Origin of the sequence: Sphingobium sp. B11D3D (assembly GCF_025961755.1) — a bacterium.
GTDB lineage: Bacteria > Pseudomonadota > Alphaproteobacteria > Sphingomonadales > Sphingomonadaceae > Sphingobium.
In genome coordinates, this window is record NZ_JAOQOG010000001.1 from 353,571 (window position 1) to 379,140 (window position 25,570).

Consider the following 25,570-nt stretch of genomic DNA (forward strand, 5'->3'; position numbering starts at 1 on the left):
TTCTAAGGAAGAGAGCTTAAGTCCATGGCGAAACTGAGTTCGATCAACAAGAACGAACGGCGCAAGAAGCTGGTGAAGAAGTACGCCGGCAAATATGCCCGTCTCAAGGCAGTGGCGAATGACACGTCGCTTGATGACAGCGAGCGTCTGATCGCGCGTCTCAAGCTGGCCGAGATCCCCCGCAACGGCAACCCGACCCGGGTGCGCAACCGTTGCGAGCTGACCGGTCGTCCCCGCGCTTACTATCGCAAGTTCCGGCTTTGCCGTGTTCAGCTGCGCGATCTGGCCAACAAGGGCCTGATCCCCGGCGTCACCAAGTCGAGCTGGTAAGGATTAAGAGATGGCACTGACCGATCCCCTGGGTGACCTGCTCACCCGCATCCGCAACGGCCAGCGGGCACGCAAGGACAGCGTGGTTTCGCCCGCGTCCAAGCTGCGTGCGCGTGTGCTCGACGTGCTTCAGCGCGAGGGTTACATCCGCGGCTATTCCGAAGAGCAGGTGGCTGGCCATGATGGCCTGCGCATCGAGCTGAAATATTTTGAAGGCGAGCCGGCGATCAAGCACGTCGCGCGCGTTTCCAAGCCCGGCCGTCGCGTCTATTCGGGCTCCAAGGAGCTTCCGGTGGTACGCAATGGCCTCGGTATCACCATCGTCTCGACGCCCCGTGGCGTGCTCTCGGATGCCGAAGCGCGTGCACAGAATGTCGGCGGCGAAGTGCTGGCGGAGGTGTTCTGATGAGCCGCATCGGCAAAAAGCCGGTCACGATCCCCAGCGGGGTGACGGCCACCATCGAGAACGGTCAGCTTTCCGTGAAGGGCCCGAAGGGCACGCTGGCGCTCCAGATGCGCGACGAGATCAGCTATGAGCTGGAAGACGGTGCGATTTCGATCAAGCCGGCCAACGCTACCAAGGCGGCTCGGGCATTCTGGGGCATGCAGCGCACGCTGGTGCAGAACCTCGTTACGGGCGTGACCGAGGGTTACACCAAGGTGCTCGAGATCACCGGCGTCGGCTATCGTGCCACGGCCCAGGGCAAGAACCTGAAGCTGCAGCTCGGCTACAGCCATGATGTCGATTTCCCGGTTCCGGCCGGCATCGAGATCAAGACCCCCGATAACACCACGGTGGAAATCAGCGGGATCGACAAGCAGCAGGTCGGCCAGGTCGCGGCGGAAATCCGTCGCTGGCGCAAGCCGGAGCCCTATAAGGGCAAGGGTATCAAGTATCGCGGCGAGTTTATCTTCCGCAAAGAAGGCAAGAAGAAGTAAGCCATGGCGAAACTCTCTCTCTTCGATCGTCGCGCCCGGCGCGTGCGTACCGCGATCAAGGCGCGGGCGGGTGGCAAGCCCCGTCTGTCCGTGCACCGTTCCGGCCGGCATATCTATGCGCAGGTCATCGACGACACGCAGGGCAAGACCCTGGCCGCAGCGTCGACCCTGGACAAGGATGTGCGCGGCAAGACCGGCGCCACCTCATTGGCTGCAGCCGATGTCGGCAAGCGCGTGGCCGAGGCTGCGGCCAAGGCCGGCGTTACCAAGGTCGTGTTCGATCGTGGTGGCTTCCTCTTTCATGGTCGCGTGAAAGCGCTGGCCGATGCCGCTCGTGAAGGCGGACTGGAGTTCTGATGATGGCAGACGAAAACACCACCGGTGAGGGCAATCAGCCCGAGGCTGTTCTCGCGCCCGAGACCACGCCGCAGGACGTGACGGGTGTGGCCGCCGAGCCGCAGCAGCAACAGCGCCGTGGCCGTGGCGGCCGCAGCGGTGGCGATCGGGATCGTGGCGGCCGTGGCCGTCGTGACGACCGCCGTGGCCGTGGCGGTGAGGACGACAATGGCGAGGAATTCGTCGAGAAGCTCGTCCACATCAACCGCGTCTCGAAGACCGTGAAAGGCGGCAAGCGCTTCGGCTTTGCGGCACTCGTGGTCGTGGGTGACGGCAAGGGCCGTGCCGGCTTCGGCCATGGCAAGGCGCGTGAGGTTCCCGAGGCGATCAGCAAGGCGACCGCCGCTGCCAAGAAGGCAATGGTTCGCGTTCCGCTCAAGGAAGGCCGCACGCTGCACCATGATGGTCGCGGGCACTTCGGCGCCGGCAAGGTGACCGTTCGTACCGCGCCGGCAGGCACCGGCATCATCGCCGGCGGTCCGATGCGCGCCGTGTTCGAGAGCCTTGGCGTGGCCGACGTGGTGACCAAGTCGGTCGGCACCTCGAACCCGTACAACATGATCCGGGCGACGTTCGCGGCTCTCACCGAGCAGACCAGCCCCAAGTCGGTCGCTCAGCGTCGCGGCAAGAAGGTCGCTGACCTGCTTCGTCGCGGTGGCGCCTCTGCCGAGGTCGCTGCGGCTGACGCCGAAGCGATTGCGGAGTAACTGACATGGCGAAGATCAAGCTGAAGCAGATCGGGTCCCCGATCCGCCGTCCGGCCTCTCAGGAGAAGATCCTGATCGGCCTCGGCCTGGGCAAGATGAACCGTGTCGTCGAGCTCGAGGACACGCCGGAAGTGCGCGGCGCGATCCGCAAGCTGCCGCACATGGTGCAGATCGTCGAAGGCTGAAGCCTTTTACGACCGACATTGAAAACGGAGCGCGTAGCCTTGAGGGTTACGCGCTCCGTTTTCGTTTGTAGGTAATGCCGAACGCGTACTCGGGAAGGCGGCTCAATGGCCGCGCGGGACGACCGGGCGGGATGATGTGGCCGGAAGGGCCAGAGCGGATGCAGATGCGCGCGCTTTGACATGCGGGGCCGGGGCGTTGCGAGGCGCGCGCGCCTTGGTCCGGATGCCCAGGGCCAGCGGGCCGACGACGGGCGTCTTGAGCAGAATGAGATGCAGTGCCACCGGGCCGAGCAGCCCGGCAAGAACGCCGACCGGCAGATGAACCGCGAGCGCGTCGATACCGACTGTGTGGAGCGCCATCCGCGCGCCGGCGGTGGCGAACACATGATAGAGATAGATGGTAAAGCTGAACTGCCCAACCTTGCGTGCATAGGGGTGGTGTGGCCAGCGGAGCAGAATGAGCAGGCTGACCGACATGCCCAGCAGCAGCGATGAGGCAATGCCCGTGTTCGGAGAGACGCCGAGCATCAGATAATCATAGAAGGCGCCACTGAAGGCGAGCAATGCAGCCACGGCGGCCAGCGGGACGATCAGCCGCCCATGCTGCGCGATCCATGCCCAGCTTCGATAGACGCACATGCCGAAGATGAAGAAGGGCGCCAGCAGGATCGCTTGCGGCAGTGCGAAAAGAGTCGGGATGGGCGGCGGCCACAAGGCAAGCAGCAAGGCGCCGGCGAACATTGGCCACTGCCCGCGATGATCGAGTGCGATGTCGATCAGGCCGACGACGATGAACAGCGCAAGGATTGCCTGCAAAAACCAGAAGTGCGCATAGGGGAAGATGGCCAGCCCCCACAGGGCTTCGGGTGGGATGCCGAACCGTGAGCCCTGCATGTAGGCAACCGATCCAAACAGGACGGCAGCGATCAGGCCAGGGAGCGCGATCCGCCGCGCCTTTCCGCGCAGAAAGTCGCGCATATGGCCTCGCGTAGGCGGACGCAGGCAGTAGATGAAGCCGGCGACAAAGGCGAAGGCCGGCATCCGGAAGCTGGCGCCCAGATCGACGATGAACCGCGCGGGATGACCGTCCTCGATTCGCAGGCCGCTGTCGGTCTGCCCCACGACATGGAAGGCAACGAGGAGAACGGTCGCGATAATGCGCAACTCGTCGATGGAGCCGGGCGCGCTCGGGCGCGACTGATCACGAGCGTTAACCATGTAAAGCCCTATAGCGAATGACTTTTCGAGCCTTCGCACCTGCAAAATTTGTGAATGCCGGGGTGCCGCTTAACCATGAGGCTTGTCACGCCGATAGCGCTGAGCCGTGTGCAGGACGCGAAGGACGGAGATCGGCCGAGACAGATTCTATGGGGTGACAAAGCAAAGTGCGGCGGTTATGGGCCGCACTTTCTACCAGCGCGACAACAGCGAAAGCGAGTGCACTTATGAAGCTGAATGAACTCAAGGATAATGCCGGCTCCCGCAAGGGCCGGATGCGCGTCGGCCGCGGTATCGGCTCGGGCAAGGGCAAGACTGCCGGTCGCGGCCAGAAGGGTGCCAAGGCACGTTCGGGCGTCGCCATTAACGGTTTCGAGGGCGGCCAGATGCCGCTCCACATGCGTCTGCCGAAGCGCGGCTTCAACAACATCTTCCGCAAGGACTATGCGGTCGTGAACCTCGGCATGGTCCAGAAGGCGATCGACGCCGGCAAGCTCGATGCGGCTGCGACCATCGACCAGGCGGCGCTGCGCGCGGCCGGCATTTCGCGCGGCGGCAAGCATGGCGTGCGTCTGCTCGCCAAGGGCGAACTGACCACCAAGGCGAACTTCGCCGTGGCGGGCGCCTCCAGCGCTGCCATCGAGGCGGTCGAAAAGGCTGGCGGCAAGGTCGAGATTCTCGCCAAGGCTGCACCGGCCGAGGCCGCATAATCTCCTTGATCGGGAGACAGGCCTGACTGTGAGCTTGCATAGCCGACCCCTCCCGCCGATATGGGCGGGTGGGGTCGCTTGCATATGCCGTCATATAGTCAGGCACCGCTATTCGACAGGCGCCGGTCAGACGTCTAAGGGATAAGGCTGTTCGTCCCCCAAATCCTGGGCGAGCATCATTTTTCGGGATTGCAAGCGATCATGGCATCACGCGCCGACCAAATGGCAGCCAATCTGAGCCTCGCTAACTTCGGCCAGGCTACAGAGCTCAAGAAGCGGATCTGGTTCACGGTGGGCGCGCTCATCGTCTTCCGCTTTTTCTCGTTCGTCCCGCTCCCCGGTGTCGATCCGACCGTGCTGGCCCAGCTCTATCAACAGACGCAGGGCGGCATTCTCGACATCTTCAATACCTTCTCCGGCGGTAGCCTGCAGCGCATGAGCCTCATCGCGCTGGGCATCATGCCCTATATTACTGCCTCCATCGTCGTGCAGCTCGGCTCGTCGCTCTCGCCCAAGCTGGCCGCGATCAAGAAGGAAGGCGAAGCCGGCCGCAAGAAGCTCAACCAGTACACCCGCTATGGCACGGTCGGCCTCACGGCGATCCAGGGCTATTTCATTGCCGTCGGGCTCGAGGCCTATGGCGCGCAATCCGGGCTGCAGGCCGTGGTCGATCCCGGCATGTTGTTCCGCATCAGCGCGGTCATCTCGCTGATCGGCGGCACGATGTTCCTGCTGTGGCTGGGTGAGCAGATCACCAGCCGCGGCATCGGCAACGGCATCTCGCTGATCATCATGGCGGGTATCGTCGCCCAATTGCCGGTGACGCTCACCAACCTCTTCGAATCGGGCCGCACCGGTTCGATCTCGGGTCTGGTCATCCTCGGCATCATCATCGTCGGCCTCGGCCTGATCGCGGGCATCTGCTTTGTCGAGCGCGCCCAGCGCCGCGTGCTGATCCAGTATCCCAAGCGCCAGACCAAGCAGGGCGTGATGCAGGCGGACCGCAGCCACCTGCCGCTGAAGATCAACACCGCCGGTGTGATCCCGCCGATCTTCGCCTCGTCGCTGCTGCTGCTGCCGCTCACCATCACGCAGTTCTCCGGTGCGGGCGCCAATGCGTCGACCGGCGCGTGGGGCGACTTCGTGCTGTCGATCAACCAGTATCTGTCGCACGGCACGCCGCTCTACATGGCGCTCTACGGCGCGGGCATCATCTTCTTCTGCTTCTTCTACACCGCGGTGGTCTTCAACCCGGAAGAGACGGCGGAGAATCTCAAGCGCAACGGCGGGTTCATTCCGGGCATCCGTCCCGGCAAGAACACTGAGAACTATCTCGATTATGTGCTGACGCGGATCACGGTGATCGGTGCCATCTATCTGGCCCTGGTCTGCCTGATTCCCGAGTTCGCGATCGCCCGTGCCGGGATCCCGTTCTATCTCGGCGGCACGAGCCTGCTCATCGTCGTCAACGTGACCGTGGATACCGTCACGCAGATCCAGAGCCATCTCATCGCCCACCAGTATCGCGACCTCATCAAGAAGGCGCGTCTGAAGGGCCGGATGCGCTGAGCCGGCCGGGGCAACCCGGCCGCAGGCTTATCCTTCTTGTGAATTTTGGGGGAGTGACATGAACATCATCCTGCTGGGACCGCCCGGCGCCGGCAAGGGCACTCAGGCGCAGCGTCTGGTCGCTGCGCGTGGCATGGTTCAGCTCTCGACCGGCGACATGCTGCGGGCGGCGGTGAAGGCCGGCACCCCGGTAGGTCTCAAGGCGAAGGCGGTGATGGATGCCGGCGAGCTCGTCTCGGACGAGATCGTCTCGGGCATCATCGGCGAGGCGCTGGATCAGCTCGCACCGGATGTCGGCGTGATCTTCGATGGCTATCCGCGCACGGCGGCGCAGGCGGAGAGCCTGGACGCGCTGCTGGGCGCGCGCAACCGTCAGCTCGATCATGTCATTGAACTGGCGGTCGACGAGGATGCACTGGTCGACCGGATCACCGGCCGCTTCACTTGCGCAAGCTGCGGTGAAGGCTATCATGATCGGTATAAGACACCAAAGGTCGAGGGCGTTTGCGACCGGTGCGGAAGCACCGAGTTCAAGCGGCGGCCCGATGACAATGAGGAAACGGTGCGCACCCGCATGGCCGAGTATCGCGCGAAAACAGCGCCGATCCTCCCAATTTATGAGGAACGCAACATCGTCAGCCGGGTTGACGGCATGGCGGATATCGATGAGGTGTCGAACGCGATTGTGACCATTCTCGATCGCTGATCCTCCCCTCGTTCGCAAACGAGGCTGGTGCGCTGGGCGCAAATAGGACGGAGCGATAGTGGTGACGGGGATCGAAGCGCGGGTGATAAGCCTTCTGGATGATGGAAGGCGCCGCTACGATCCGGTCAAGCCTGTCATCCGGTCCCATCTCGCGCGCCGCTTCCCTCGCCAGGCCCAGACGCGGATTCTGTTCATCTATGCCGATGACCAGATCGCCTGGCCGCAAATCTACCCTTTCTATCATGACGCGGATCGCTTTGCCCGACAGGGCTATGCGTTCCGCGCCGTGCCCTATCCGGCGGAAAATGCGGAGCATCTGATCAAGGACGCGTCCGCCATCCTGATCCAGTCCTTTTATGTGTTGCCGGATGGCGAGCTCGAGCGCGTATTGGAGCGGGTCAAGTCCGCCAATCCGCACGCGCCGATCACCTATCTCGACTGGTTCGCGCCGACCGATGTCCGCTTTGCCGACCGGGTCGCGGATTATGTCGATCTTTATGCCAAGAAATCGCTGATGCTGGATCGCGATCATTATCGTGTCCCTCAAGCAGCGCATACCAATCTGGCGGCCTATTACAGCGACAAGGCGGGGCTGACTGTGGACGAGCCAAACTGGCGCTGTCGGCCGGACATCGTCGACCGCCTCGTGCTAGCGCCGGCTTTTGCGACCGCGCCGGTGCTGCTCAAGGCGTTCGAACAGCGTCAGGCGATCCCGAGCGGTTCCCGCCCCATCGACGTTCATGCGCGCTTCGCGCTCGCACCTGCGCAGTTACACGCTGAGGGGCGCGTCGACGCGGGTGAGCGCACACATTGGTATGTGATCATGCGCCGCGAGGCCGAGCAGGCCGTGCGAGCCCTCGCTGCGCGCCATCAGGTGGCGTGGCAGGGGCGGGTCGATCGGGCTGCGTTCATGAGCGAGATGGACCAGTCGCAGCTGTGCTTCAGCCCGTTCGGTTTTGGCGAGATCTGCTGGCGCGATCTGGAGGCGGTGCTGACCGGCGCCGTGCTGGTGAAGCCCGACATGAGCCATCTGGAAACCTTCTGCGACATCTACCGCGCCGGGGAAACCTATGTGCCGGTACGCTGGGATCTCTCGGACCTGGAGGATGTCGTCGCGGACTTGCTCAAGCGCCCCGACGAATGCCGGGCCATCGCGGAGCGCGCCTTCGCGGCAATCAAGCGCCATCTTGATGGCCCCAAGCTCGAAATGCTGCTGCAGCGATTGACGGCAGGGACCGCCTCGGCCGGCTAAGCCTTCGTCTTATCGCTCGGATAGTCCGGGCTGGGGCCTTTTGAACCGTCCCAGCTTGCGCAGGACGCCGCTAAAGATTGCGATCAGATCCGTTTCCGGTCCTACAGGCCGTCCGCGCAGGATCCATAGCCCCAGATGGCAGGCGATGTAAGCCACCCCGCCGACCGCAATCGTCGCCAGCAGGCCGGACACGCTGTGCGCGATATGGGTGGGCAAGGCCATCTTGAAGGCGATCACTCCTGCGCACATGCCGCCCACGGCGACAAAGGTGCGCGCGCAGCCGAGAAACTGACGGCGGATGCTGACATGCACGATCTGTTTGGCGAGCAGCATGTTGAGCAGGACAGAGGCAAGGGTGGACAGCACGCGCGCCCCGAGCAGCCCCGTTATGCCGAACAGCAGAAGCCCGGTGATGATAAGCGGCACGCGGAATGCAAAGGTCATGAGATCGCGCACGAACAGCGCGCGGGTCGCGCCCATGGCCATCGCAAGCGGCGCGGTGGCGGTGACCAGATTCTCGAACGCGAAGGTAAAGGCCAGCACCTGCATAATCGGGATAATCTCGATCCATTTCGGGCCGAGCAACACATGAACGAACATGTCGGCAACCAGGCCGAAGCCGGCGCCGGCCGGCACGCAGACGGCGAAAATGACGGTCAGGGTGCGCTGATAGGCCGCAGCGAGCCGGGCGGGATCGTGCCGTACCGCGGTGAGGCCGGGAAATAGCAGTCGGATGAGCGGCGTTGAGAGCTCGCGCGTGGGCATCCGCGCCTTCTCATCGGCGTAGCTATAGAAGCCCACCTCGCGCTGCCCCAGAACACCGCCCAGCACGAGACTGTCGATGCGCGCGTTGACGGTCGTCAGCACGGAACTGAAGGTCATCCAGATCGAGAAGGACCAGATCTCGCGCACCTTCGAGAGCCTGAGGCGCGGCAGATAGGGCGCATAGAGATGCGTGACCACCACGCTGAGGAACTGCATCAACACAATCGGGATCACGATCGCCCAATAGGTTTGGTACAGATAGGCGATCACGACCGAAGCGGTAACGGCCGCCACGCGCGTTACGACCCCGGCGATCGCGTCCGGTGCGAAGGAGAGCTGCTTCTGGATCATCGGCCAGCGGGCACTGTAGAAGCCGCTGATGAAGGCCTGCCCCGCAAGCGCAAGCATGATCGGCGCCAGGCGACTGTCGTCATACATGGCCGCGACCGGCCAGGCTGCCCCGGCCAGCAGCAGCGTGAGCATCATCGCACGAATGAAACCCAGCGTGAACGCGCTGTGGAAGTGATCGTCCTCGATATCGTTGATCTGGATGAGCGCCTCGGATAGCGGCATGGAGGTCAAGGCCGTTACGACCGCGCTGACCCCCAGTGCAATGGCGACCAGGCCGAAGTCTTCCGGCATCAGCAGGCGCGCCAGCACGATCGACGAGGCGAATGACACTGCGTTGATGATGACCTGCGAGGTCATCACCCAGCCGGCCCCCTTCACGAGTCGCGTGGTCACCGAGGATGTGGGAGCGCTTTGGGACATGAAAAGGGGGCTCTGATTCGGAAACGGGCGACAGGGCGGCGGGCCGGAAGGCTCATAAGAACCCGGCAGGGGTTTTGATACTGTTAAAGAGGCGGTCCGTTCCGGCCTGCCGTTGACAGGGCACGAGCGTTGCAGTAACGACCACCGTTCCCAATGCGACGAGGTCAACGGCAGCGCGAGCGAGCGCTCGCCGCGCTTTGCGCGTCCGGGTTCAACGCTACGAGATAGGATGCCCGCCAGAGCATCCTGTGGAGCAGGAGGATATATGGCACGTATTGCGGGGGTCAACATCCCGACCAACAAGCGCGTGATCATCGCGCTGACCTACATCCATGGCATCGGTCCCCGGACCGCCGTGGGCATCGCCGACAAGCTCGGCATCGATCACAGCCGCCGGGTTCAGGACCTGACCGACGCGGAAGTGCTGCAGATCCGTGAAACGATCGACGCCGACCTGACGGTCGAGGGCGATCTGCGTCGCGAAACCGCGATGAACATTAAGCGCCTGATGGATCTGGCCTGCTATCGCGGCCTGCGTCATCGCAAGGGCCTGCCGGTCCGTGGCCAGCGCACGCATACCAATGCGCGCACCCGCAAGGGCAAGGCCAAGCCGATCGCCGGCAAGAAGAAGTAACGCAAGGCCGGATGGCGCGATGCTGGCATGGCTGCGGCCATGCCATCGCGAGCCGCCCGGCGCCGGAGCGATCCGGCTTCTTCTGTTCCGCCGGGCGCATGTGCTGAAACATCGCATCCGCACCCGCCAGAACAGTCCGGACCAGACGTCCCCCGCCGTAGCAGGCCCGCCCCAGTGGAGGCGCGCCGGACCCGGCAAGGCCCGCAAGGGCAGGGACGTGCAGGGGCAAGGCGCGAGCACCGGACCATCCGGTTCATCGCTCCCCATCTCGGTAGCGTGCAAACGCTCAGGTCCTGGTCCCGCATGGGATCGCCTCTTCCCGCGGGTCTGCCGATCATTCGGCGCCCGAAGCGAGATGGGGTGATCGGCACGGGGGCCGGCAAAGGGACAATGCTCCCGGCGCGGACAGGCATGGCAGGGTGTGTGCGACGCAAAATTGCGAAACAGGCGCAGGCACCGGTTCAACCAGTTTCGAGTAGGAAAGTTAGTCAGATGGCACGGGAACCCCAGCGGCTTCGCAGGCGCGAGCGCAAGAATATCTCGGCAGGCGTCGCGCATGTGAACGCCAGCTTCAACAACACCATGATCACCATCACCGATGCGCAGGGCAATGCGATCAGCTGGTCCAGCGCCGGCATGATGGGCTTCAAGGGCAGCCGCAAGTCGACGCCTTATGCCGCACAGGTCTGCGCCGAAGACGCCGGCCGCAAGGCTGCCGAGCATGGTGTGCGCACCCTCGAGGTGGAAGTCAAAGGCCCCGGTTCGGGCCGCGAATCGGCTCTGCGCGCGCTGCAGGCCGTCGGTTTTACCATCACGTCCATCCGTGACGTCACGCCGATCCCGCACAATGGCGTGCGGCCGAGCAAGCGCCGCCGCGTCTGATTCGGCCCGACGAGCAGGGCGGGGGTTTCTTTGCGGAAACCCCATCCCTGCCCGACCATTCCTTCTAAGGCCGGGGCCGGATCGCAGCTGCACTCCACCGTCCTCCGCCCAACTCCCAGGGGAAATACATGACTGTCAACATCCGGAACTGGCAGGAATTGAAGAAGCCCAATGGCCTCGAGATCAAGGCCGGGGGCGACCCGAAACGCCGCGCGACCTTCGTCGCCGAGCCGCTTGAGCGCGGCTTTGGCCTGACGCTGGGCAACGCGCTTCGCCGCGTGTTGCTCTCCTCGTTGCAGGGCGCCGCCGTCACCGCGATCAAGATCGAGAACGTGCTTCACGAATTCTCGAGCCTCGCCGGTGTGCGCGAAGACGTGACCGACATCGTGCTCAACGTGAAGCAGATCGCGCTCAAGATGGAGGGCGAAGGCCCGCGCCGTCTTCAGCTCAGCGCCACCGGCCCGACGACCGTCACCGCCGGTGACATCGCGGTGACCGGCGACATGGCCGTGATGAACAGCGATCTGGTGATCTGCCATCTGGACGAAGGCGCCAGCTTCAACATGGAGCTGACCGTCGACACCGGAAAGGGCTATGTGCCTGCCGTGAACAACCGCCCGGCCGATGCGCCGATCGGCCTCATCCCGGTGGATGCGCTCTACTCGCCCGTGCGCCAAGTGGCGTACAAGGTCGAGAACGCCCGTATCGGCCAGGAGCTGGACTATGACCGGCTCAATCTGACCGTCGAGACGGACGGCACCGTCAGCCCCGAGGACGCCGTGGCCTATGCTGCGCGCATCCTGCAGGACCAGCTGCAGCTCTTCGTCCACTTCGAGGATGCGCTGCCGACCGCCGGCCCGAGCACGGGTGCAGGCGCTGGTGCCGCCGCCGACGAAGGCGAGGGCGATGCGAACCAGATCAACCGCTATCTGCTCAAGAAGGTGGACGAGCTGGAGCTGTCGGTCCGTTCGGCCAACTGCCTCAAGAACGATAACATCATCTACATCGGCGACCTCGTGCAGAAGACCGAGGCCGAGATGCTCCGCACGCCGAACTTCGGCCGCAAGAGCCTCAACGAGATCAAGGAAGTGCTCTCCAGCATGGGCCTGCGCCTCGGGATGGACATCCCGGGCTGGCCGCCGGAGAACATCGAAGAGATCGCCAAGAAGCTCGAGCAGGAACTGCTGGGCTGATCGGGCTACACCCGAGAAATCATGAAAGGCTCCGCCGAAAGGCGGGGCCTTTTTTATTCGTGCATTGAATTAGTGAGAAGGGCCTGCATTCAGGCAGCCAGCAGCAGCTCGATCCGTTCAACCTGAGAAGCGAACTCGAAGCACAGTTGATCGCGCTCGTCATCCGGCAGCCAGCGCGCCATCTGTGGAAACACAACCTTATGATAAAGGAATGTGCGGGCGTCCCAAGGGGCTATATCCTTGGCAGACCGTGCTATCTCCAGAATTTCCGTCAGTTCCGCGCGAACCTGATCGCGGTCCGGTTCGTAAGAAACTGGCTGGCCGGCGTCTCCCATGTCGAAGCCAAGTTGTCTGGGGCCGCTGTCGAAAAGATCATTCACGCAAACCACCATTCATCGATTGCCGGACCAGTGGCCCTGATGCAAAGATACTAGTCAAGGGGACCTATGACGCAAGCTGAACGCATCAAAAAAGCTGTGGGTGAATTCGGTGTAGCAGCCAAGGCCAAGCTCAATCAGGGAGGTCAGCCGGAGGACCAGCTGCGCAATCCCATCGAGCAATTGTTCGCGGCTCTGTCAGCCGAATGCGGGCTTGCTAAGGGTGCGCTGGCGCTGATCGGTGAGAAATCCCTTTCGGATTTGCGTACCCGTCCCGATTTCGCTGTTCAGATCAACAAGGCGCTGATCGGATTCATCGAGGTCAAGGCCCCCGACAAGGGCGCCGATCCACGCAAGTTCAGAGACAAGCACGACAAGGAGCAATGGGACAAGCTCAAGTCGCTACCCAACCTTCTCTATATGAATGGCCACGCCCTTTCGCTCTGGCGGAACGGCCAACTGGTTGGCGAAATCGTCAGGCTCGATGGCGACATCGAAACCTCAGGTTCTGCGCTCGCGGCGCCTTTGTCCTTGCTTCCACTCATTCAGGATTTTCTGAGTTGGCAGCCGCTGCCGCCCCGAGGCCCAAAGGAACTCGCGATAACCGCTGCCCGGCTTTGCCGCTATTTGCGCGACGAGGTGATCGAACAACTCGGCGTCAAGAATGCAAGATTATCTGATCTCAAGGAGGACTGGAAAGCGCTGCTCTTCCCTGATGCCGACGATGCGAAATTTGCCGACGGTTATGCGCAGGCCGTCACTTTCGGCCTGCTCATGGCCAAGTCGCGAAAGATTAAACTGGCTAACGGGCTGGACGACGTTGCCAAAGCGCTGGGCAAGACGGACACGTTGATCGGCACGGCGCTGCGCCTGTTGACCGAGCAGGACCTTTCCCTCGGCCCTTCGCTCGACACGATGGTGCGCGTGCTCGACGTGGTCGACTGGGCCGTGATTGCCAAGGGCGATGCGGAAGCCTGGCTGTATTTCTACGAGGACTTCCTCGAAGTCTATGACAACCGCCTGCGCAGGTTGACCGGCTCCTATTACACCCCGCCGCAGGTGGTGCAGACCATGGTCCGGCTGTGCGACGAAGCCCTGCGATCCTCCCAGCGGTTCGGGGTTGCAGAGGGTCTGGCCAGCCAGCAGGTCCATGTCGTCGATCCCGCGATGGGGTCGGGCACCTATCTGCTCGCAATCTTGCGGGCCATTGCCGAAAGCGTGGAGAAGAGCGAAGGCGACGGCGCGATTCCCGACGCCATCAGCGCGGCGGCCAAACGCATCTATGGGTTTGAACTGCAATTCGGCGCCTATGCGGTGGCGGAGCTTCGCCTGCTTGCGGAAATGATCGCGCTGGAGGCGATTGGGACGCCGGGCCTGTTCGTGACCGATACACTCAGCGACCCCTATGCCGATGTCGAATCTGGACAGGGCATTTACCGGGAAATCTCCCGCTCACGGGAGGCCGCCAACAAGGTCAAGCGTGAGCAGCCGATCACGGTGGTGATCGGTAATCCTCCCTATAAGGAGAAAGCCAAAGGCAAAGGCAGCTGGATCGAGAATGGCGGCAATCGCGCAGCCCCGTTCAAAGACTGGGTGCCGCCAGCCAGCTGGAAAGTCGGCACCCACGCCAAGCATCTGCGCAATCTCTACGTCTATTTCTGGCGCTGGGCAGCATGGAAGGTTTTTGAGCAGGGCGCGGGCGGGCGAGACAGGCAGCCTCCGGTCGAGGAAAAGCTTGCCGGCATGGTGTGCTACATCACGGTCGCCGGCTTTCTGAACGGTCCCGGCTTCCAGAAGATGCGCAGCGATCTGCGCCGCGACTGCGACGAGATCTGGGTGATCGATTGTTCACCCGAGGGGCATCAGCCGGAAGTGGCGACGCGCATTTTTCAGGGCGTGCAGCATCCGGTCTGCATCGTATTGGCTTCCCGCTCGCCCGCGAACGATCCGGCGAAGCCCGCACGGGTCCGCTTCCGCGCCCTGCGCAAGGGGCGGCGGGACGAGAAGTTCAAGGAACTGGAGGCGCTCACGCTCGAGAGCAAGGGATGGAGCGATTGTCCACAGGACTGGCGCGCGCCCTTCCTGCCGGATCATGCCGGAGGATGGGGCGACTTTGCGGCGCTTGACGCGGTACTCGGCGATTGCGGATCGGGCGTGATGCCGGGACGGACGTGGATCATCGCGCCGGATGCCGAGTCGCTTGAGGCCCGTTGGGCGAGGCTCATTGAAGAAAAATCTTCGGAAGAGCGGGCGAAGCTCTTTCATCCGCACGAGGGCGGCGACAAGACAATGAGCAAAGCGAGTACGAAAGGACTCGCCGGCCATCATGGCGCATTGAGGTCTATCGAAGCGCTTTTGGCTGAGACAAAACACAATGCGACGAAAGCCCAGGCAGAGCAGCAGCTGCAAATTATCCAGCCAATGCATTACGGCTTTCGGTCATTCGATCGGCAGTGGATCATTCCGGACAATCGTCTGATCAACCGTGCCAACCCGAGCTTGTGGAACGCTTTTGGCGGCCAGCAGGCGTATCTGACCGCCCTCACCCGCACTGCTCCCAAAAATGGTCCGTCATTGACTGTCACCTCGAACGTTCCCGATCTGGATCATTATCGCGGTTCATTTGGCGGTCGCGTCTTCGCGCTCTGGAAAGATGCGGCGGCAGCAGAAAGCAATGTCTCGCCGCAACTGCTGGCGATCCTCGCGAAAACCTACGGTACGGCAGTCGATCCGGCTGACGTCTTTGCCTATGTCGTCGCGCTCCTTGCTCATCCCGCATTTGTCGAGACGTTCAGGGCCGACCTGATCCGCCCCGGCCTGCGTGTGCCGATGACCGCCGACGCGGCCTTGTTCGCGCAGGCGGCGGCGCTGGGGCGCGAGGTGATCTGGCTGCATACATTCGGCGAGCGCTTTGCCGATGCGGATGCGGGACGCCCGGCTGGGCCGCCGCGCGTCGCGGTCAATCCGCCGATGGTCCCGAAGGAGGGCCGTATTCCGCCCACGCCCGAAGGGTTTCCGGACACTCTCGACTATGATGCGGGCAAGCGCCGGCTGCGCGTGGGCGGCGGGTTCATCGACAATGTGAGTCCGCAGGTCTGGGCTTATGAAGTCTCCGGCAAGCAGGTGCTGCGCCAGTGGTTCAGCTATCGCCGCAAGAACCGCGAGCGGCCGCAGATCGGCGACAAGCGTCCGCCTTCGCCGCTGGGCGACATTCAGCCAGACCACTGGCTCCACGAATATACCAGCGAACTCATCAACGTGCTCAACGTGTTGACGCTGCTTGTGGAGCTGGAACCGAAGCAGGCTGCCCTGCTCAAGCGCGTGTGCGATGGACCGCTGATCCCGGCCGGCAAGCTGGCGCCCTGAGGGGGGCGACCCGAAACGCCGCGCGACCTTGGTCGCCGAGCCGCTTGAGCGCGGCTTCGGCCTGACGCTGTGCGACACGCTTTCCCTTGACTCTTCGCCGCCAACCCGCTTTAGGGCGGCGCTTCAAGTCCTTCTTGCAGGAGGCCGGGTTTTGGCGGTGCCCGTTATGCATCGCCTGGTACGGGGTGCCTTGCACGGCCCCATAACGAACGAAGGACTGGACTCATGCGTCACAGATATGGCGGCCGCAAGCTGCAGCGCACTTCCGCTCACCGCACCGCGATGTTCCGCAACATGGCGGCCGCGCTCATCAAGCACGAGCAGATCAAGACCACGCTGCCCAAGGCCAAGGAACTGCGCCCCTATGTCGAGAAGCTGATCACGCTCGCCAAGCGTGGGGGCCTCTCCAACCGTCGTCTGGCGCATGCCCGCCTGCTCGACGACACGCAGCTGACCAAGCTGTTCGACGTGCTGGCCGAGCGCTACAAGGATCGCGCTGGCGGCTACACCCGCATCATCAAGGCGGACATCCGCGCCTCGGACGCCGTGCAGATGGCGATCATCGAGCTGGTTGACCGCGACACGAGCGCCAAGGGGCAGGACAGCGGCCCGGTGCAGACCGCCGATGAGGACGAGCTGGAAGCTGCCTGAGGCTTCTACGCTCCGGCCTGACCGGACCAAGCATTTAAAAGGCCCCGCTGGCACGACCGGCGGGGCCTTTTGCTGTCTGCTGACGGGGCGTCGGAGGAGGCGGCGAGCCCGGCCACGCGATGATGGCGGAGCTGCAATCCGCCGTGTGCCCAGGCCTCGCAGCCATATCCCCCTGAGGTCAGCGGCTCTTGCGCTGCCGGTTGCCGCCATGGCCGAGCGCCGCGCTCATGCCGCGCGCGGCCTTGATCACGGCCGCGCTGAGGCTGGGCTGCATCTCGGCATCGTAGCGCACGGCGGGAATGGTCACGCCAAGGCTGCCGAAGATCTGGCCGCGGGCATTGAACACCGGCGCCGCCGTGCCATTGGTGCCGAGCGCGCTGGGGCTGGTCGCTACGAAGCAGCCCTGCTTGCGCACGCGCTCATTCTCGGTCTGCAGCAGCTCGTAGGTCATCGGCGGCGTGCCCGCCTCCAGCGGCGGCCCCTGCCGTTCGATCGCGATGCGCACATCGGCCTCGTCCAGCCAAGGCAGCATGGCGCGGCCGAGCGCGCCCCAGACAAGCGCGCGTGTCTTGTAGGTCTCCACGACATATTGGAGCGGGTGGAGCGCGTTGATCGTCTCGATGATCGAGCAGCTATGTTCGTTCGGCAGATAGAGGGCGAAGGCGCAGGTTTCTTGAAACGCTTCCGACAGCTCGGCGAGGAACGGGCGTGCGATGGCGCCATAATCGAACTGCGCTGCGACCATCGAGGAGAGGCGCACCAGCTCGCGACCGACGCGGTAGCTGCCATGGCTCGACTTCTCGACGAAGTTCATCGCGCCCAGCGATTGCAGCAGGCGATAGGCGGTGCTGGTTGGGATGCCGACATCCTCGGCGAGATCGCGCGGGGTGAACTCGCCATGCTCGGCGACCGACTTGAGCGCCCGCAGCGCGCGCTCGATCGCGCCGGTCATTTCGGGAGCTTCACTGGCCTTTGCCATCACCACGCATCCTTCTTGCTGCGCCGGCCGTTTCCCGCCCGCTCCGCGCAGCCCAGCTTCGCAGGCTCTTAGGGAGTGGGCGGTAAATTCGCAATCACCGGACCCCGGTCGCGCGCAATGCCAATTTGCGGCGCGGCCTTAAGGGAAGTTCTTGCGTTGGACCGTCCAGCGCGGATCGGTGCAGAGCGTGCAATCCGCGCCGACGAACCAGCGGGCGGCTTGCGGGTCGCCCTTGAGCTGCCAATCCAGCCAGGCCAGCGCCACGGTGCCGTAAGCCCCGCCATTTTTGAGCAGGAAGGTGCCGGAATGGGCGACATCCTTGCGCACCGCGAGCATCGCGGGGATGCCGCTGATGCGCGAGAAGTCGTCCGTGCCGTTGGGCAGGGCGCTGTCCTTCTCGCCATGAATATAGGCAATCGTGCCGTGGATCGTCTCAAGCGATTTCTTGGTGATCTCGGGCGCGCCGGGCAGGCCGCCGGTGCCGATGTTCCACACGCCGCCATTGAGCATCAGCGTGGTGGTGACGCGCGGATCGGTGGACGACATCGCCAGCGCCTGCAGCGTGCCGCAACTATGGCCGGAAACGCCGATCTTGCTGGTATCGAGCCGGCCCTTGAGCGGGCTGCCCTCCTTGCTGTTCTGCGCCACTGCCCAGTCGATCGCCGCCTTCATCTCGTGCGGCAGCGTGCCGGTGGGGCCATCGAGCGGCGGGGGCGTTGCCGGCATGCCGAATTCGCGCGGCCAGCGCCCGAAATTATTCTCCTCGCCCTTGGGACCGATCTTGCCCAGCGCCACGACGAGATAGCCATGCGCGGCAATGTGATCGAGCATGTAGCGATAGGCGTTGCCCTTATCCGCGCAGCCGCCATTCGCCCAGATGAAGATAGGCAGCTTCTTGTCCCTGAGCGCGGCCAGATTGGCCGGCTGATAGACGGTGTGATGATCGAGGCCGTCAATCTCGTCGGTCATCGTTACCCGATAGGGGCCGGCTCCGCCGCTGGTGGAGGTGGTCGCTGGGGCCGCCGTGGCCAGCGCCGCGCCGAGTGCGAGGGATATCAGGGCCTTGCTGCTGCTGTTCAACATCGCTGCCTCTCCGGCTTCATCGGGGTTTGAGAAAATGGCCGGGGCGGCGGCGGGAGGATGGCCAACCCGCCGCCGCCTGCCGGTTCGTCAGAAGGTGCGCTTGAGCGACAGCGACCACTCGCGCGGCATGCCGGGATTGGCAGCCACGGTGCCCGAATTGTTGTTGGGGCCGATGCCAGTCCAGTACAGCTTGTTGGTGATGTTGGTCACCTGCAGGGCAAGCTGCCAGTCATCATCCGCCGAGTTCCAGGCGATGCGGCCGTTGAGCAGACCGTAGGACGGCAGATAGGACAGCACGTTGTTCTGGACCGTCAGGGTCTGCTGCCGCGAACGCCAGCTCCAGTCGAGACGCGGCGTGATCGATCCGGCGGAGCCGATATCGAACTTGTACTGCGCGCCGACGCTGATCTGCCGCTTGGGCGCATAGGGCAGCGTCATGCCGTAACGCAGGCCGGCGCCCAGACCGCCCGACGGTGCCGTGCAGGTCGTCGGCGTGAGGGCCGGCGAACAGCCCGACAGCTGGTCATATTTGAAGTCCAGCAACGCCGCCGAGGCATCGATGAGCAGATTGTCGACCGGCTCGAGCGACAGTTCGGCTTCCAGACCCTTGAGCGTCGCCTTGCCCGCGTTGACGAAGTAGGAGCAGGTCAGGTCGTTGGGCGAAATCGGGCAGCCCGCATTCGGTGCGGTCGTCACGCGGGAGAAGACGCTCGCGATGAAGTCCGAATATTTGTTGACGAATGCCGAGACGTTCAGCTGCGCGCGCCGATCAAAGAACCGCGACTTGAAGCCGATTTCATACGCCTTGAGGTTCTCGGGATCGAACGGAACCGCCTGCGCCGGTGTATAAGGACGGGGATTGATGCCGCCACCCTTGAAGCCGGTGGCGACGCTTGCGTAGGTCATGATATCCGGCGTCCACTGATATTGCAGCACGGCGCGCCAATCGACATTGTTGCCCTTGTAATCGCCCTCAGCGCCATTCAGTCCGCAGAAGGCAACGTGGACGACGCCATAGTTCACGCCATTGACCGTGCAGGGGAAATAAGGCGCCGGGTTACCGGCCTGCACGCCCGGACGACCGCCCCGGAAGAAGCGGAACGTCTTTTCCTCCTCGGAATAGCGGATGCCGCCGTTCAGCTCGAGCTTGTCGGTGATCCGCCAGGAGGCATTGGCAAAGGCCGCCCAGTTGGTGGCGGGGATTTCGTCATATTCGGTGAAGATCAACAGACCCTGGTTGATCGTGCCGCGATAGGTGCCGAAGCGATTGATGTAGAAGCCGCCCACGACCAGATCGACCTTGTTGTCGAACAGGCTGGAGGCAAGGCGTAGTTCCTGGCTGAACTGCCAGTTGGTCGCTTCATAATCGATCAGCGCGTTGCTGAGCGGTGTGGCATCGAAATCCTGCACCCAGTTGGCCGTGAAGCTGCGATAGGCGGTGATCGAGGTCAGCTTGAGATTGTCAGAGAAGCTGTAATCGATGTTGCCGCTGACGCCCCAGCCATTCACGCGGCTCTGCGACTTGAAGCAATAGGGCGCGGAGCCATCCACCGGCTGCGCATCGCAGTAGGTGGAGTAATTGACATAGGGGCTCTTGGTGAAGCTGTCCCCCGCCACACCCCAGGGCGAATAGGGCACGAACGGCGAGGTGCCGGTCGTGGGATTCCACAGGTTGAGGCCGTTTGTGGGGGCCGTGGAATACATGGGATAGTTGCGGCTGAGGTTCAGCCCCGTCGTGCCCGGCGTGTAGCTTGTCGCGTTGGCAGTGCCGACAAAGATCAGCGTCTGCGGCGCGGCCTCCGAATCGTCGCGGGTAATATCGCCACTGATGTTGATCTCCAGATCCTCGGTCGGCACCCAGCGCAGCGAGCCGCGCGCCGCGACATAGGATTTGCCACCCTCCGTGCCGAGCTGGCACTTGCGGCCATCGGCTTGCGAGGGAATGTTGTAGACCGCGTCCAGTTGCGGATGGGTGCAGGCGAAGTCGTAGACCTTCACATAACCGTCCTGATTGCGCGACACGCCCGAGATGCGGGCGAACAGGCGATCCGGCACGATGGTGAAGTTAGCCGCTGCGCGCACGTCCACGCGATTGAGGCTGCCAACGGTCGCTTCCACGAAGCCGCCGTCATTGCCATCGGGCTTCTTGGTGTAGAGCTTGATGGCGCCACCGATGGAGTTCATGCCCGCCAGTGTGCCCTGCGGCCCGCGTAGCACTTCGACCCGCTCCAGATCGAGCAGATCGAGCACCGATCCGGTGAGCGTCGAATAATAGACGTCATTCACATACACGCCCACGCCCGGCTCGAAGGCGAGGCTGAAGTCGGCCTGGCCGATGCCGCGAATATGGGCCTGCAGCGACGGGCCCTGCGGATTGCTCTCGCGCAGGTTCACGTTCGGCGCCTTGGTGGCGATCTCAGTGATGCTGGTCTGGCCGCGTGCCTCAAGCTGCTGCGCGCTCAGCGCGGTGATGGCGATCGGCGTCGATTGCACATTCTGCGAGCGGAACTGGGCGGTGACGATGATGTCTTCCGTCTTCCCGCTCTCTTGCGGGGCGGCATCCGTCTGCGCGGCGGCCGCGGTGGCGAACAGGCTGGCGGGCACGCACAATGCGGCGGCCAGGGTGATGCGTGATATGCCACCGAGGCGGACATGGCCACGCGCGCGTCCTTTCAGAAACTCGGAAATCATTGGCTCTCTCCCTCAACTCGAATTTTGAAAAAATCGGCTGTCTGGACTCAGAATTTTGTCTTTTTACGTCGTCTGAAAACTGGCGTGGCCCGGTCGATGCGGTCTGGCTTCGTGCCTGTATCTGCGCGATTGCGTGAACCGGATCGGGCCCTGCTCCCCCTTCTTCCCCTCCTTCTTCAGTGTCTGGCGCGCACCCTCCGGCAGAGTCGCTCAGGCGACGAGCCATAGGGTGTCGCGAGTGTCGTTACGTGCCTCCCCGCGCATGGCTGTCGCAGCGCAGATCGGCGCCTGGACCGGTCTCGGCGCCCTTGGAGTGTGATGCTTGTGCGGGCCAGGCGCAGAGCGGGCGGGCCGTCGTCACGGTCCCGTCCGCGTCCGCATGCCGGGCGAGGATCGCGCCGGGCGCGGTGCCCTGCTCCACCCATGCCACCAGCGCCGCGAGCAGGTCGCTCTCGGGCTTGCCGGTCGCGCTGCGGTCTTCCGATCCGCCGAAGCGGTCCGTGCCGGCCCCGCCCCGGCAGTGCTGCATGCCCGGGACCATGTAGAGCCGGGCGAAGGCGTCGCGGTCCTGCTCCGCCTCTGCGCCCATGCGCGCGAAGAGATCGAGCGTGGAGAGTGGCTGCACGGATGCATCGGCCCAGCCATGATAGAGGATCAGCTTGCCCCCGCGCGCCGCGAAGGTCCGCATGTCGGCGCTGCGGGCATCCATGGTTGCAAAGCTTTTGCGGGCGGCCGCGAGATCGGCGGCGAGATCGAAGCTTGCCGGGTCCCAGCCGGCGTCGCCCCGGCCTGCGCTGTGACGCGCATGGCCGAACATCTGGACCGGCAGCGGTGGCAGGCCGCCGGGGCGGGCGGTGATGCCGGGCAGCAGGCCGAAATCATGGGCCTTGCCGGTGCTGTCGGTGAGCGGCGCAACGATGTTCGCGATGGTTTTGACGGTGGCGGGCGCAAGGCAGTCTGTAGATTGGCCGGGCTTGCAGGCGAGCTCCTCGACGCGGAAAGCGCAGCTGCGCGGATCGTCGATAATGCCATCGACCGCGCCGTCATTCGCATCGCAGCGCGAAATGGCGCGGCGGGAGACCAGATCCCATTCCGCCGCGCTGATCGCGACGCCGTCGTTCTGCGTCTGGGCCAGATGCACATGCAGCAGCCGGGCGGCGAGCAGGGGCACGTCCAGACCCGGCGCGCCGATGAGCGCACCGTCATAATCGCCGGGGTAAAGCTGTAGCTCACGAAGGCCTTGCCGTCCGCCGCCGGAGCAGCCGAGGAAATAGGCGTGCGCGGCCGGCACGCCGTAAAAGCCATCGATGATCGCCTTAGAGACCTGCGTCAGCCGGTGATATGCGAGATGAGCGTATGTTTCCGACTTGCGGGCATCGTCGATCCAGCGCTCGCCCTGGCGGTGCCCGGTATCGCTGGAGGCAGCGGCAAAGCCCTGCTCCACGCCGCGCGCCATGTCGGCATAATTATAATAGCCGGCCTCGCCGCCGACGCCGGTGCCGAGGAAGCGCCGATTCCAGTCGCGGGGAAGCCAGAGCTCGAAGCCGATGTCGCCGTCGATCCTGCCGGCCAATCGGCAGAAGTCCGCTCGCACCGCTTCGCCTTGCGGCGATGTCGGCGAGGTGGGACTCTGCCAGTGCGAAGCGGGCGCCACCGTTTCGAGTGTGGTGAGCGTCACGTTGGCGGGCAGGAGGGCGCGGGCCGCTGCGCAGCGATCGGCAAAGGCCGGCGTTCCATTGGCGGCGAGCGCAACGGAGGCGCTGCCGAGCAGGCCCGCCAAAGCGAGGGTCTTGAAAGCTGTGAGGGATCGCGCCGCGATCACAGCACCGCCCAGTAGGAGAACACCGCGCGGTCGGCGCGGCGATCGATCTTGCCCACGAACATCGTGCGGCAGAGCCAGTCATGCGGGCCTTCCGGCGCATCGAACACCGGGCTGGCGCCGGCATAATAGTCCGCCGGGTCGACGGCCTCGTAATTCTGGAGCCGGGCCAGCACATCCTTGTTGCCATGCCGCACGCCGCGGTTCTGCAGCTCGATGATCGTGCCGTCATCCGCCTGGATCAGATAGCGCGCCTCGAACTTGACGGTGTGGTCGGTGCGGATGGTCGGCCAGTCGCCGCCGCTGTGCGGGACGACGATCCCATTCAGGCGCGGGCCGCGTACGATGCCGCTTTCCACGCCCACAAAGCCGCGCTCGGCACCCCAGAAGGTGGGGCCGTAGCGATAGCGCTTGGTCAGCTCGATCTCGATCTCGAAGGCGAAATCGAGCGCGGGCGGCTGGCGCTCGGGCGTTAGCGATCTACTCATTAGCGGCCCCTCCTCATCAGCGTATCCAAGGCCCGGGCGGGCGCGGTTCGCGTTCGCCGAGCTGCTCGGAGCCGAAGCGCGACATGTAGCTGCGCTGCGCGGCCAGCGGATCGGATTCGAGCCGAACGGTCTTGCCGAAGCGCATCGTGGCCCGCAGCGAGGTTTCGTAGGGCAGCCACACCGGCATGTGCGGATTGTCCGGCCGGCCGGTCCGGGCGAAGGACGTCCATGCGCCGGACATGGCGGCACGCAGGGCATCGGCTTCGGGCGTCACCGTGCCGACGCCGGAATGTGCCTCGATATTGCCTAAGGTGAAGGCCAGCTCAATGCCATGGGGCGACACCCCGTGCAGACTGCCAATGTCAGTCGGCCAGTCGACCAGATAGAGATAGGCCGGTGCCCGCCCGAGCGCGGCCTTGCTTTCGGCCTGGATCGTCGCGTCGAGCAGATAGGACCGGTCGGTGGTCAGCCGTGCGAACAGCCGGGTGTTGCTATGGTCTGGGAACATGCCCCGCCAGGTCTCGATGGCCTTGGGCGCCTCGCCAGACGGGAAGAAGCGCAGCGATTCCTCCAGCACCCGCGCATCGCTCATCGTGTCGTAGGAAGGCACATGGCCGAGGAATATCGTCGTTTCCTCGATCGTGGTGCCGAGCATCATCGGCACGTCGGCGCTGAGCAGCGGCGCGTGCGGCAGGAACGGGTGCTGGACCACGCTCAACCCATCCACGAAGGGACGGAACTGGCCGGTCTCGTTGCGCACCTCGATGCCGGTGGCGGTGAGCGTGCGGGTCGGCACGTCCGCCAGCCGGCGGAGCCCGCCTTTGCGGATGCCGAGCTTGTGTAGGAGGCGGTCGGCGCGGTCGAGCGAGACCTCACGCGAGTCGAGCCGGATGCCGGGGCCGCTTTGCGAGATGGCGCGGTGGAACAGGCCCGAGGCCGATGGCATCGTCATCATCGCATTGATTTTGCGGCCGCCGCCGGAATGGCCGAAGATCATCACCCGGTCGGCATCGCCACCGAACTGGCCGATATTCTCGCGCACCCAGGCGAGGGCCAGCGCAATGTCGAGTGCGCCGGCATTGCCGGAGAGCGCATAACGCTCATCACCCGCTTCCGAGAGATTGAGATAGCCATGGACGTTGAGGCGATGGTTGATCGAGACCATCACGACGTCATGATTGCGCGCCAGCCAGGCGCCATTGCTGACGGGATCGTCCGAGCCACCGACTTCCCAGCCGCCGCCATGGACCCAGACCATCACCGGCTTGCTGCCGGTCAGCGAGCCGGTCCAGACATTGGCGACAAGGCAGTCTTCCGAATGCGTGGGCGTGTCGGGACCGCCGAGAAAGCCATGCTGCGGGCAGCGCGGCCCGTAGCGCGAGGCGTCGCGCACATCGCTCCAGGGCTTGCGTGGGACAGGCGGGAGGAAACGTGCGGCGCCGCCCGTCGGCTCGCCATAGGGAATGCCCTTGAACGCATAAACGGCGCCCTCGGTAATGCCCTGCACCTTGCCGGCCGAGGTCGAAACAATGGGCCGCTCACCGACCGCGCCGATGGCGGCGAGCGAGGGCGCGGCGATCAATCCGACGCCAGCGCCGAGTAGGCCGCGCCGCGAGAAGGCCATGTGTGGCCGCCGTGACAAGCTGCCGGTGCGTGCGGTGGAGAACGGATCGCTCATCGCATCACCTTCCGCGATGGGAAGGCGCGCTGAGACACGCGGATGCAGCCGGGATGCAGCATTGTCCTCTCCTGTGAACCAAGCTCCTGCCGCGACTCTTTCCTGAATCGTCTAGCAATCATGAGATGAAACTTGCAAATTTGTTCATTCAGTGCAAGCTGGTTCCGTTCAATGAGAAAAA

General features: G+C 64.1%; 24 protein-coding genes. 15 read left to right on the forward strand and 9 right to left on the reverse strand.

Features of this window, described 5'->3' with window-relative positions:
- Positions 1 to 24 precede the first annotated feature (24 nt).
- Genes rpsN through rpmD form a run of 6 tightly spaced genes read left to right on the forward strand, consistent with a single transcriptional unit; the run spans position 25 to position 2,557 of the window.
- The gene (gene rpsN / locus M2334_RS01775) at positions 25 to 330 is read left to right on the forward strand and encodes a 30S ribosomal protein S14 (RefSeq protein WP_181561262.1); all 306 of its coding nucleotides are present in this window, start codon (positions 25 to 27) and stop codon (positions 328 to 330) included.
- A 10-nt stretch (positions 331 to 340) separates the two neighbouring features.
- Entirely contained in the window at positions 341 to 736 is a 396-nt protein-coding gene (rpsH, locus tag M2334_RS01780) for a 30S ribosomal protein S8 (protein ID WP_181561263.1), read from the forward strand.
- A complete protein-coding gene (gene rplF / locus M2334_RS01785) occupies positions 736 to 1,269 on the forward strand; it encodes a 50S ribosomal protein L6 (protein WP_181561264.1) in 534 nt (177 codons plus the stop codon). The genes rpsH and rplF overlap by 1 nt, the downstream gene beginning before the upstream one ends.
- Positions 1,270 to 1,272: 3 nt before the next feature.
- On the forward strand, positions 1,273 to 1,626 hold the full coding sequence (rplR, locus tag M2334_RS01790) for a 50S ribosomal protein L18 (RefSeq protein ID WP_264604640.1): 354 nt from the start codon (positions 1,273 to 1,275) through the stop codon (positions 1,624 to 1,626).
- A gap of 2 nt (positions 1,627 to 1,628) precedes the next feature.
- Positions 1,629 to 2,372, forward strand: coding sequence for a 30S ribosomal protein S5 (rpsE, locus tag M2334_RS01795; protein ID WP_264572349.1), 744 nt, complete (start codon positions 1,629 to 1,631; stop codon positions 2,370 to 2,372).
- 5 nt (positions 2,373 to 2,377) lie between these two features.
- Positions 2,378 to 2,557, forward strand: coding sequence for a 50S ribosomal protein L30 (rpmD, locus tag M2334_RS01800; RefSeq protein WP_181561266.1), 180 nt, complete (start codon positions 2,378 to 2,380; stop codon positions 2,555 to 2,557).
- A 102-nt stretch (positions 2,558 to 2,659) separates the two neighbouring features.
- On the opposite strand, the gene M2334_RS01805 is transcribed toward rpmD, so the two are convergent.
- Positions 2,660 to 3,775 carry an acyltransferase family protein gene (locus M2334_RS01805; RefSeq protein WP_264604641.1) on the reverse strand — a complete coding sequence of 372 codons (1,116 nt, stop codon included), beginning with the start codon at positions 3,773 to 3,775 and terminating at the stop codon, positions 2,660 to 2,662.
- A gap of 227 nt (positions 3,776 to 4,002) precedes the next feature.
- Between M2334_RS01805 and rplO the strand changes: the two genes are divergently transcribed.
- The 4 genes from rplO (at position 4,003) to M2334_RS01825 (ending at position 8,012) form a co-directional block, all read left to right on the forward strand.
- Entirely contained in the window at positions 4,003 to 4,485 is a 483-nt protein-coding gene (gene rplO, locus M2334_RS01810) for a 50S ribosomal protein L15 (protein ID WP_264573848.1), read from the forward strand.
- 201 nt (positions 4,486 to 4,686) lie between these two features.
- Positions 4,687 to 6,054, forward strand: coding sequence for a preprotein translocase subunit SecY (gene secY, locus M2334_RS01815; protein WP_181558375.1), 1,368 nt, complete (start codon positions 4,687 to 4,689; stop codon positions 6,052 to 6,054).
- A 58-nt stretch (positions 6,055 to 6,112) separates the two neighbouring features.
- Positions 6,113 to 6,760 (forward strand): adenylate kinase, encoded by a 648-nt coding sequence (locus M2334_RS01820; protein ID WP_264604642.1) that lies wholly within the window; start codon positions 6,113 to 6,115, stop codon positions 6,758 to 6,760.
- Between the two features lie 61 nt (positions 6,761 to 6,821).
- A complete protein-coding gene (locus M2334_RS01825; protein WP_264593644.1) occupies positions 6,822 to 8,012 on the forward strand; it encodes a glycosyltransferase in 1,191 nt (396 codons plus the stop codon).
- Between the two features lie 9 nt (positions 8,013 to 8,021).
- On the opposite strand, the gene M2334_RS01830 is transcribed toward M2334_RS01825, so the two are convergent.
- Positions 8,022 to 9,521, reverse strand: coding sequence for a lipopolysaccharide biosynthesis protein (locus tag M2334_RS01830; RefSeq protein ID WP_264604643.1), 1,500 nt, complete (start codon positions 9,519 to 9,521; stop codon positions 8,022 to 8,024).
- Between the two features lie 292 nt (positions 9,522 to 9,813).
- Between M2334_RS01830 and rpsM the strand changes: the two genes are divergently transcribed.
- The 3 genes from rpsM to M2334_RS01845 all read left to right on the forward strand — a co-directional run bounded on the left by rpsM (position 9,814) and on the right by M2334_RS01845 (position 12,257).
- Complete coding sequence (gene rpsM / locus M2334_RS01835; RefSeq protein ID WP_181558379.1) at positions 9,814 to 10,182, forward strand: 30S ribosomal protein S13; 369 nt, start codon at positions 9,814 to 9,816, stop codon at positions 10,180 to 10,182.
- A 492-nt stretch (positions 10,183 to 10,674) separates the two neighbouring features.
- Positions 10,675 to 11,064, forward strand: a complete 390-nt coding sequence (gene rpsK, locus M2334_RS01840) for a 30S ribosomal protein S11 (protein WP_014077853.1) — start codon at positions 10,675 to 10,677, stop codon at positions 11,062 to 11,064.
- A gap of 128 nt (positions 11,065 to 11,192) precedes the next feature.
- Complete coding sequence (locus tag M2334_RS01845) at positions 11,193 to 12,257, forward strand: DNA-directed RNA polymerase subunit alpha (protein ID WP_264604644.1); 1,065 nt, start codon at positions 11,193 to 11,195, stop codon at positions 12,255 to 12,257.
- A gap of 89 nt (positions 12,258 to 12,346) precedes the next feature.
- Here M2334_RS01845 and M2334_RS01850 read toward each other — a convergent pair whose 3' ends face one another.
- Positions 12,347 to 12,637, reverse strand: coding sequence for a hypothetical protein (locus tag M2334_RS01850; RefSeq protein WP_264593646.1), 291 nt, complete (start codon positions 12,635 to 12,637; stop codon positions 12,347 to 12,349).
- Between the two features lie 66 nt (positions 12,638 to 12,703).
- On the opposite strand from M2334_RS01850, the gene M2334_RS01855 reads away from it, so the two are divergent.
- A complete protein-coding gene (locus M2334_RS01855; RefSeq protein ID WP_264593647.1) occupies positions 12,704 to 16,000 on the forward strand; it encodes a type ISP restriction/modification enzyme in 3,297 nt (1,098 codons plus the stop codon).
- Between the two features lie 225 nt (positions 16,001 to 16,225).
- On the forward strand, positions 16,226 to 16,651 hold the full coding sequence (gene rplQ / locus M2334_RS01860; protein WP_264604645.1) for a 50S ribosomal protein L17: 426 nt from the start codon (positions 16,226 to 16,228) through the stop codon (positions 16,649 to 16,651).
- 178 nt (positions 16,652 to 16,829) lie between these two features.
- On the opposite strand, the gene M2334_RS01865 is transcribed toward rplQ, so the two are convergent.
- The 6 genes from M2334_RS01865 to M2334_RS01890 form a co-directional block, all read right to left on the reverse strand.
- Positions 16,830 to 17,630: an IclR family transcriptional regulator gene (locus tag M2334_RS01865; RefSeq protein WP_264604646.1), complete on the reverse strand. Its 801-nt coding sequence runs from the start codon at positions 17,628 to 17,630 to the stop codon at positions 16,830 to 16,832.
- Positions 17,631 to 17,768: 138 nt separating this feature from the next.
- Complete coding sequence (locus tag M2334_RS01870; RefSeq protein ID WP_264604647.1) at positions 17,769 to 18,713, reverse strand: hypothetical protein; 945 nt, start codon at positions 18,711 to 18,713, stop codon at positions 17,769 to 17,771.
- 87 nt (positions 18,714 to 18,800) lie between these two features.
- The gene (locus M2334_RS01875) at positions 18,801 to 21,404 is read right to left on the reverse strand and encodes a TonB-dependent receptor (RefSeq protein WP_264604648.1); all 2,604 of its coding nucleotides are present in this window, start codon (positions 21,402 to 21,404) and stop codon (positions 18,801 to 18,803) included.
- A 244-nt stretch (positions 21,405 to 21,648) separates the two neighbouring features.
- Positions 21,649 to 23,226, reverse strand: a complete 1,578-nt coding sequence (locus tag M2334_RS01880; protein WP_264604649.1) for a tannase/feruloyl esterase family alpha/beta hydrolase — start codon at positions 23,224 to 23,226, stop codon at positions 21,649 to 21,651.
- Complete coding sequence (locus M2334_RS01885; protein WP_264571798.1) at positions 23,223 to 23,711, reverse strand: DUF3237 domain-containing protein; 489 nt, start codon at positions 23,709 to 23,711, stop codon at positions 23,223 to 23,225. The genes M2334_RS01880 and M2334_RS01885 overlap by 4 nt, the downstream gene beginning before the upstream one ends.
- A gap of 16 nt (positions 23,712 to 23,727) precedes the next feature.
- Positions 23,728 to 25,389 carry a carboxylesterase/lipase family protein gene (locus tag M2334_RS01890; RefSeq protein WP_264604650.1) on the reverse strand — a complete coding sequence of 554 codons (1,662 nt, stop codon included), beginning with the start codon at positions 25,387 to 25,389 and terminating at the stop codon, positions 23,728 to 23,730.
- Positions 25,390 to 25,570 lie beyond the last annotated feature (181 nt).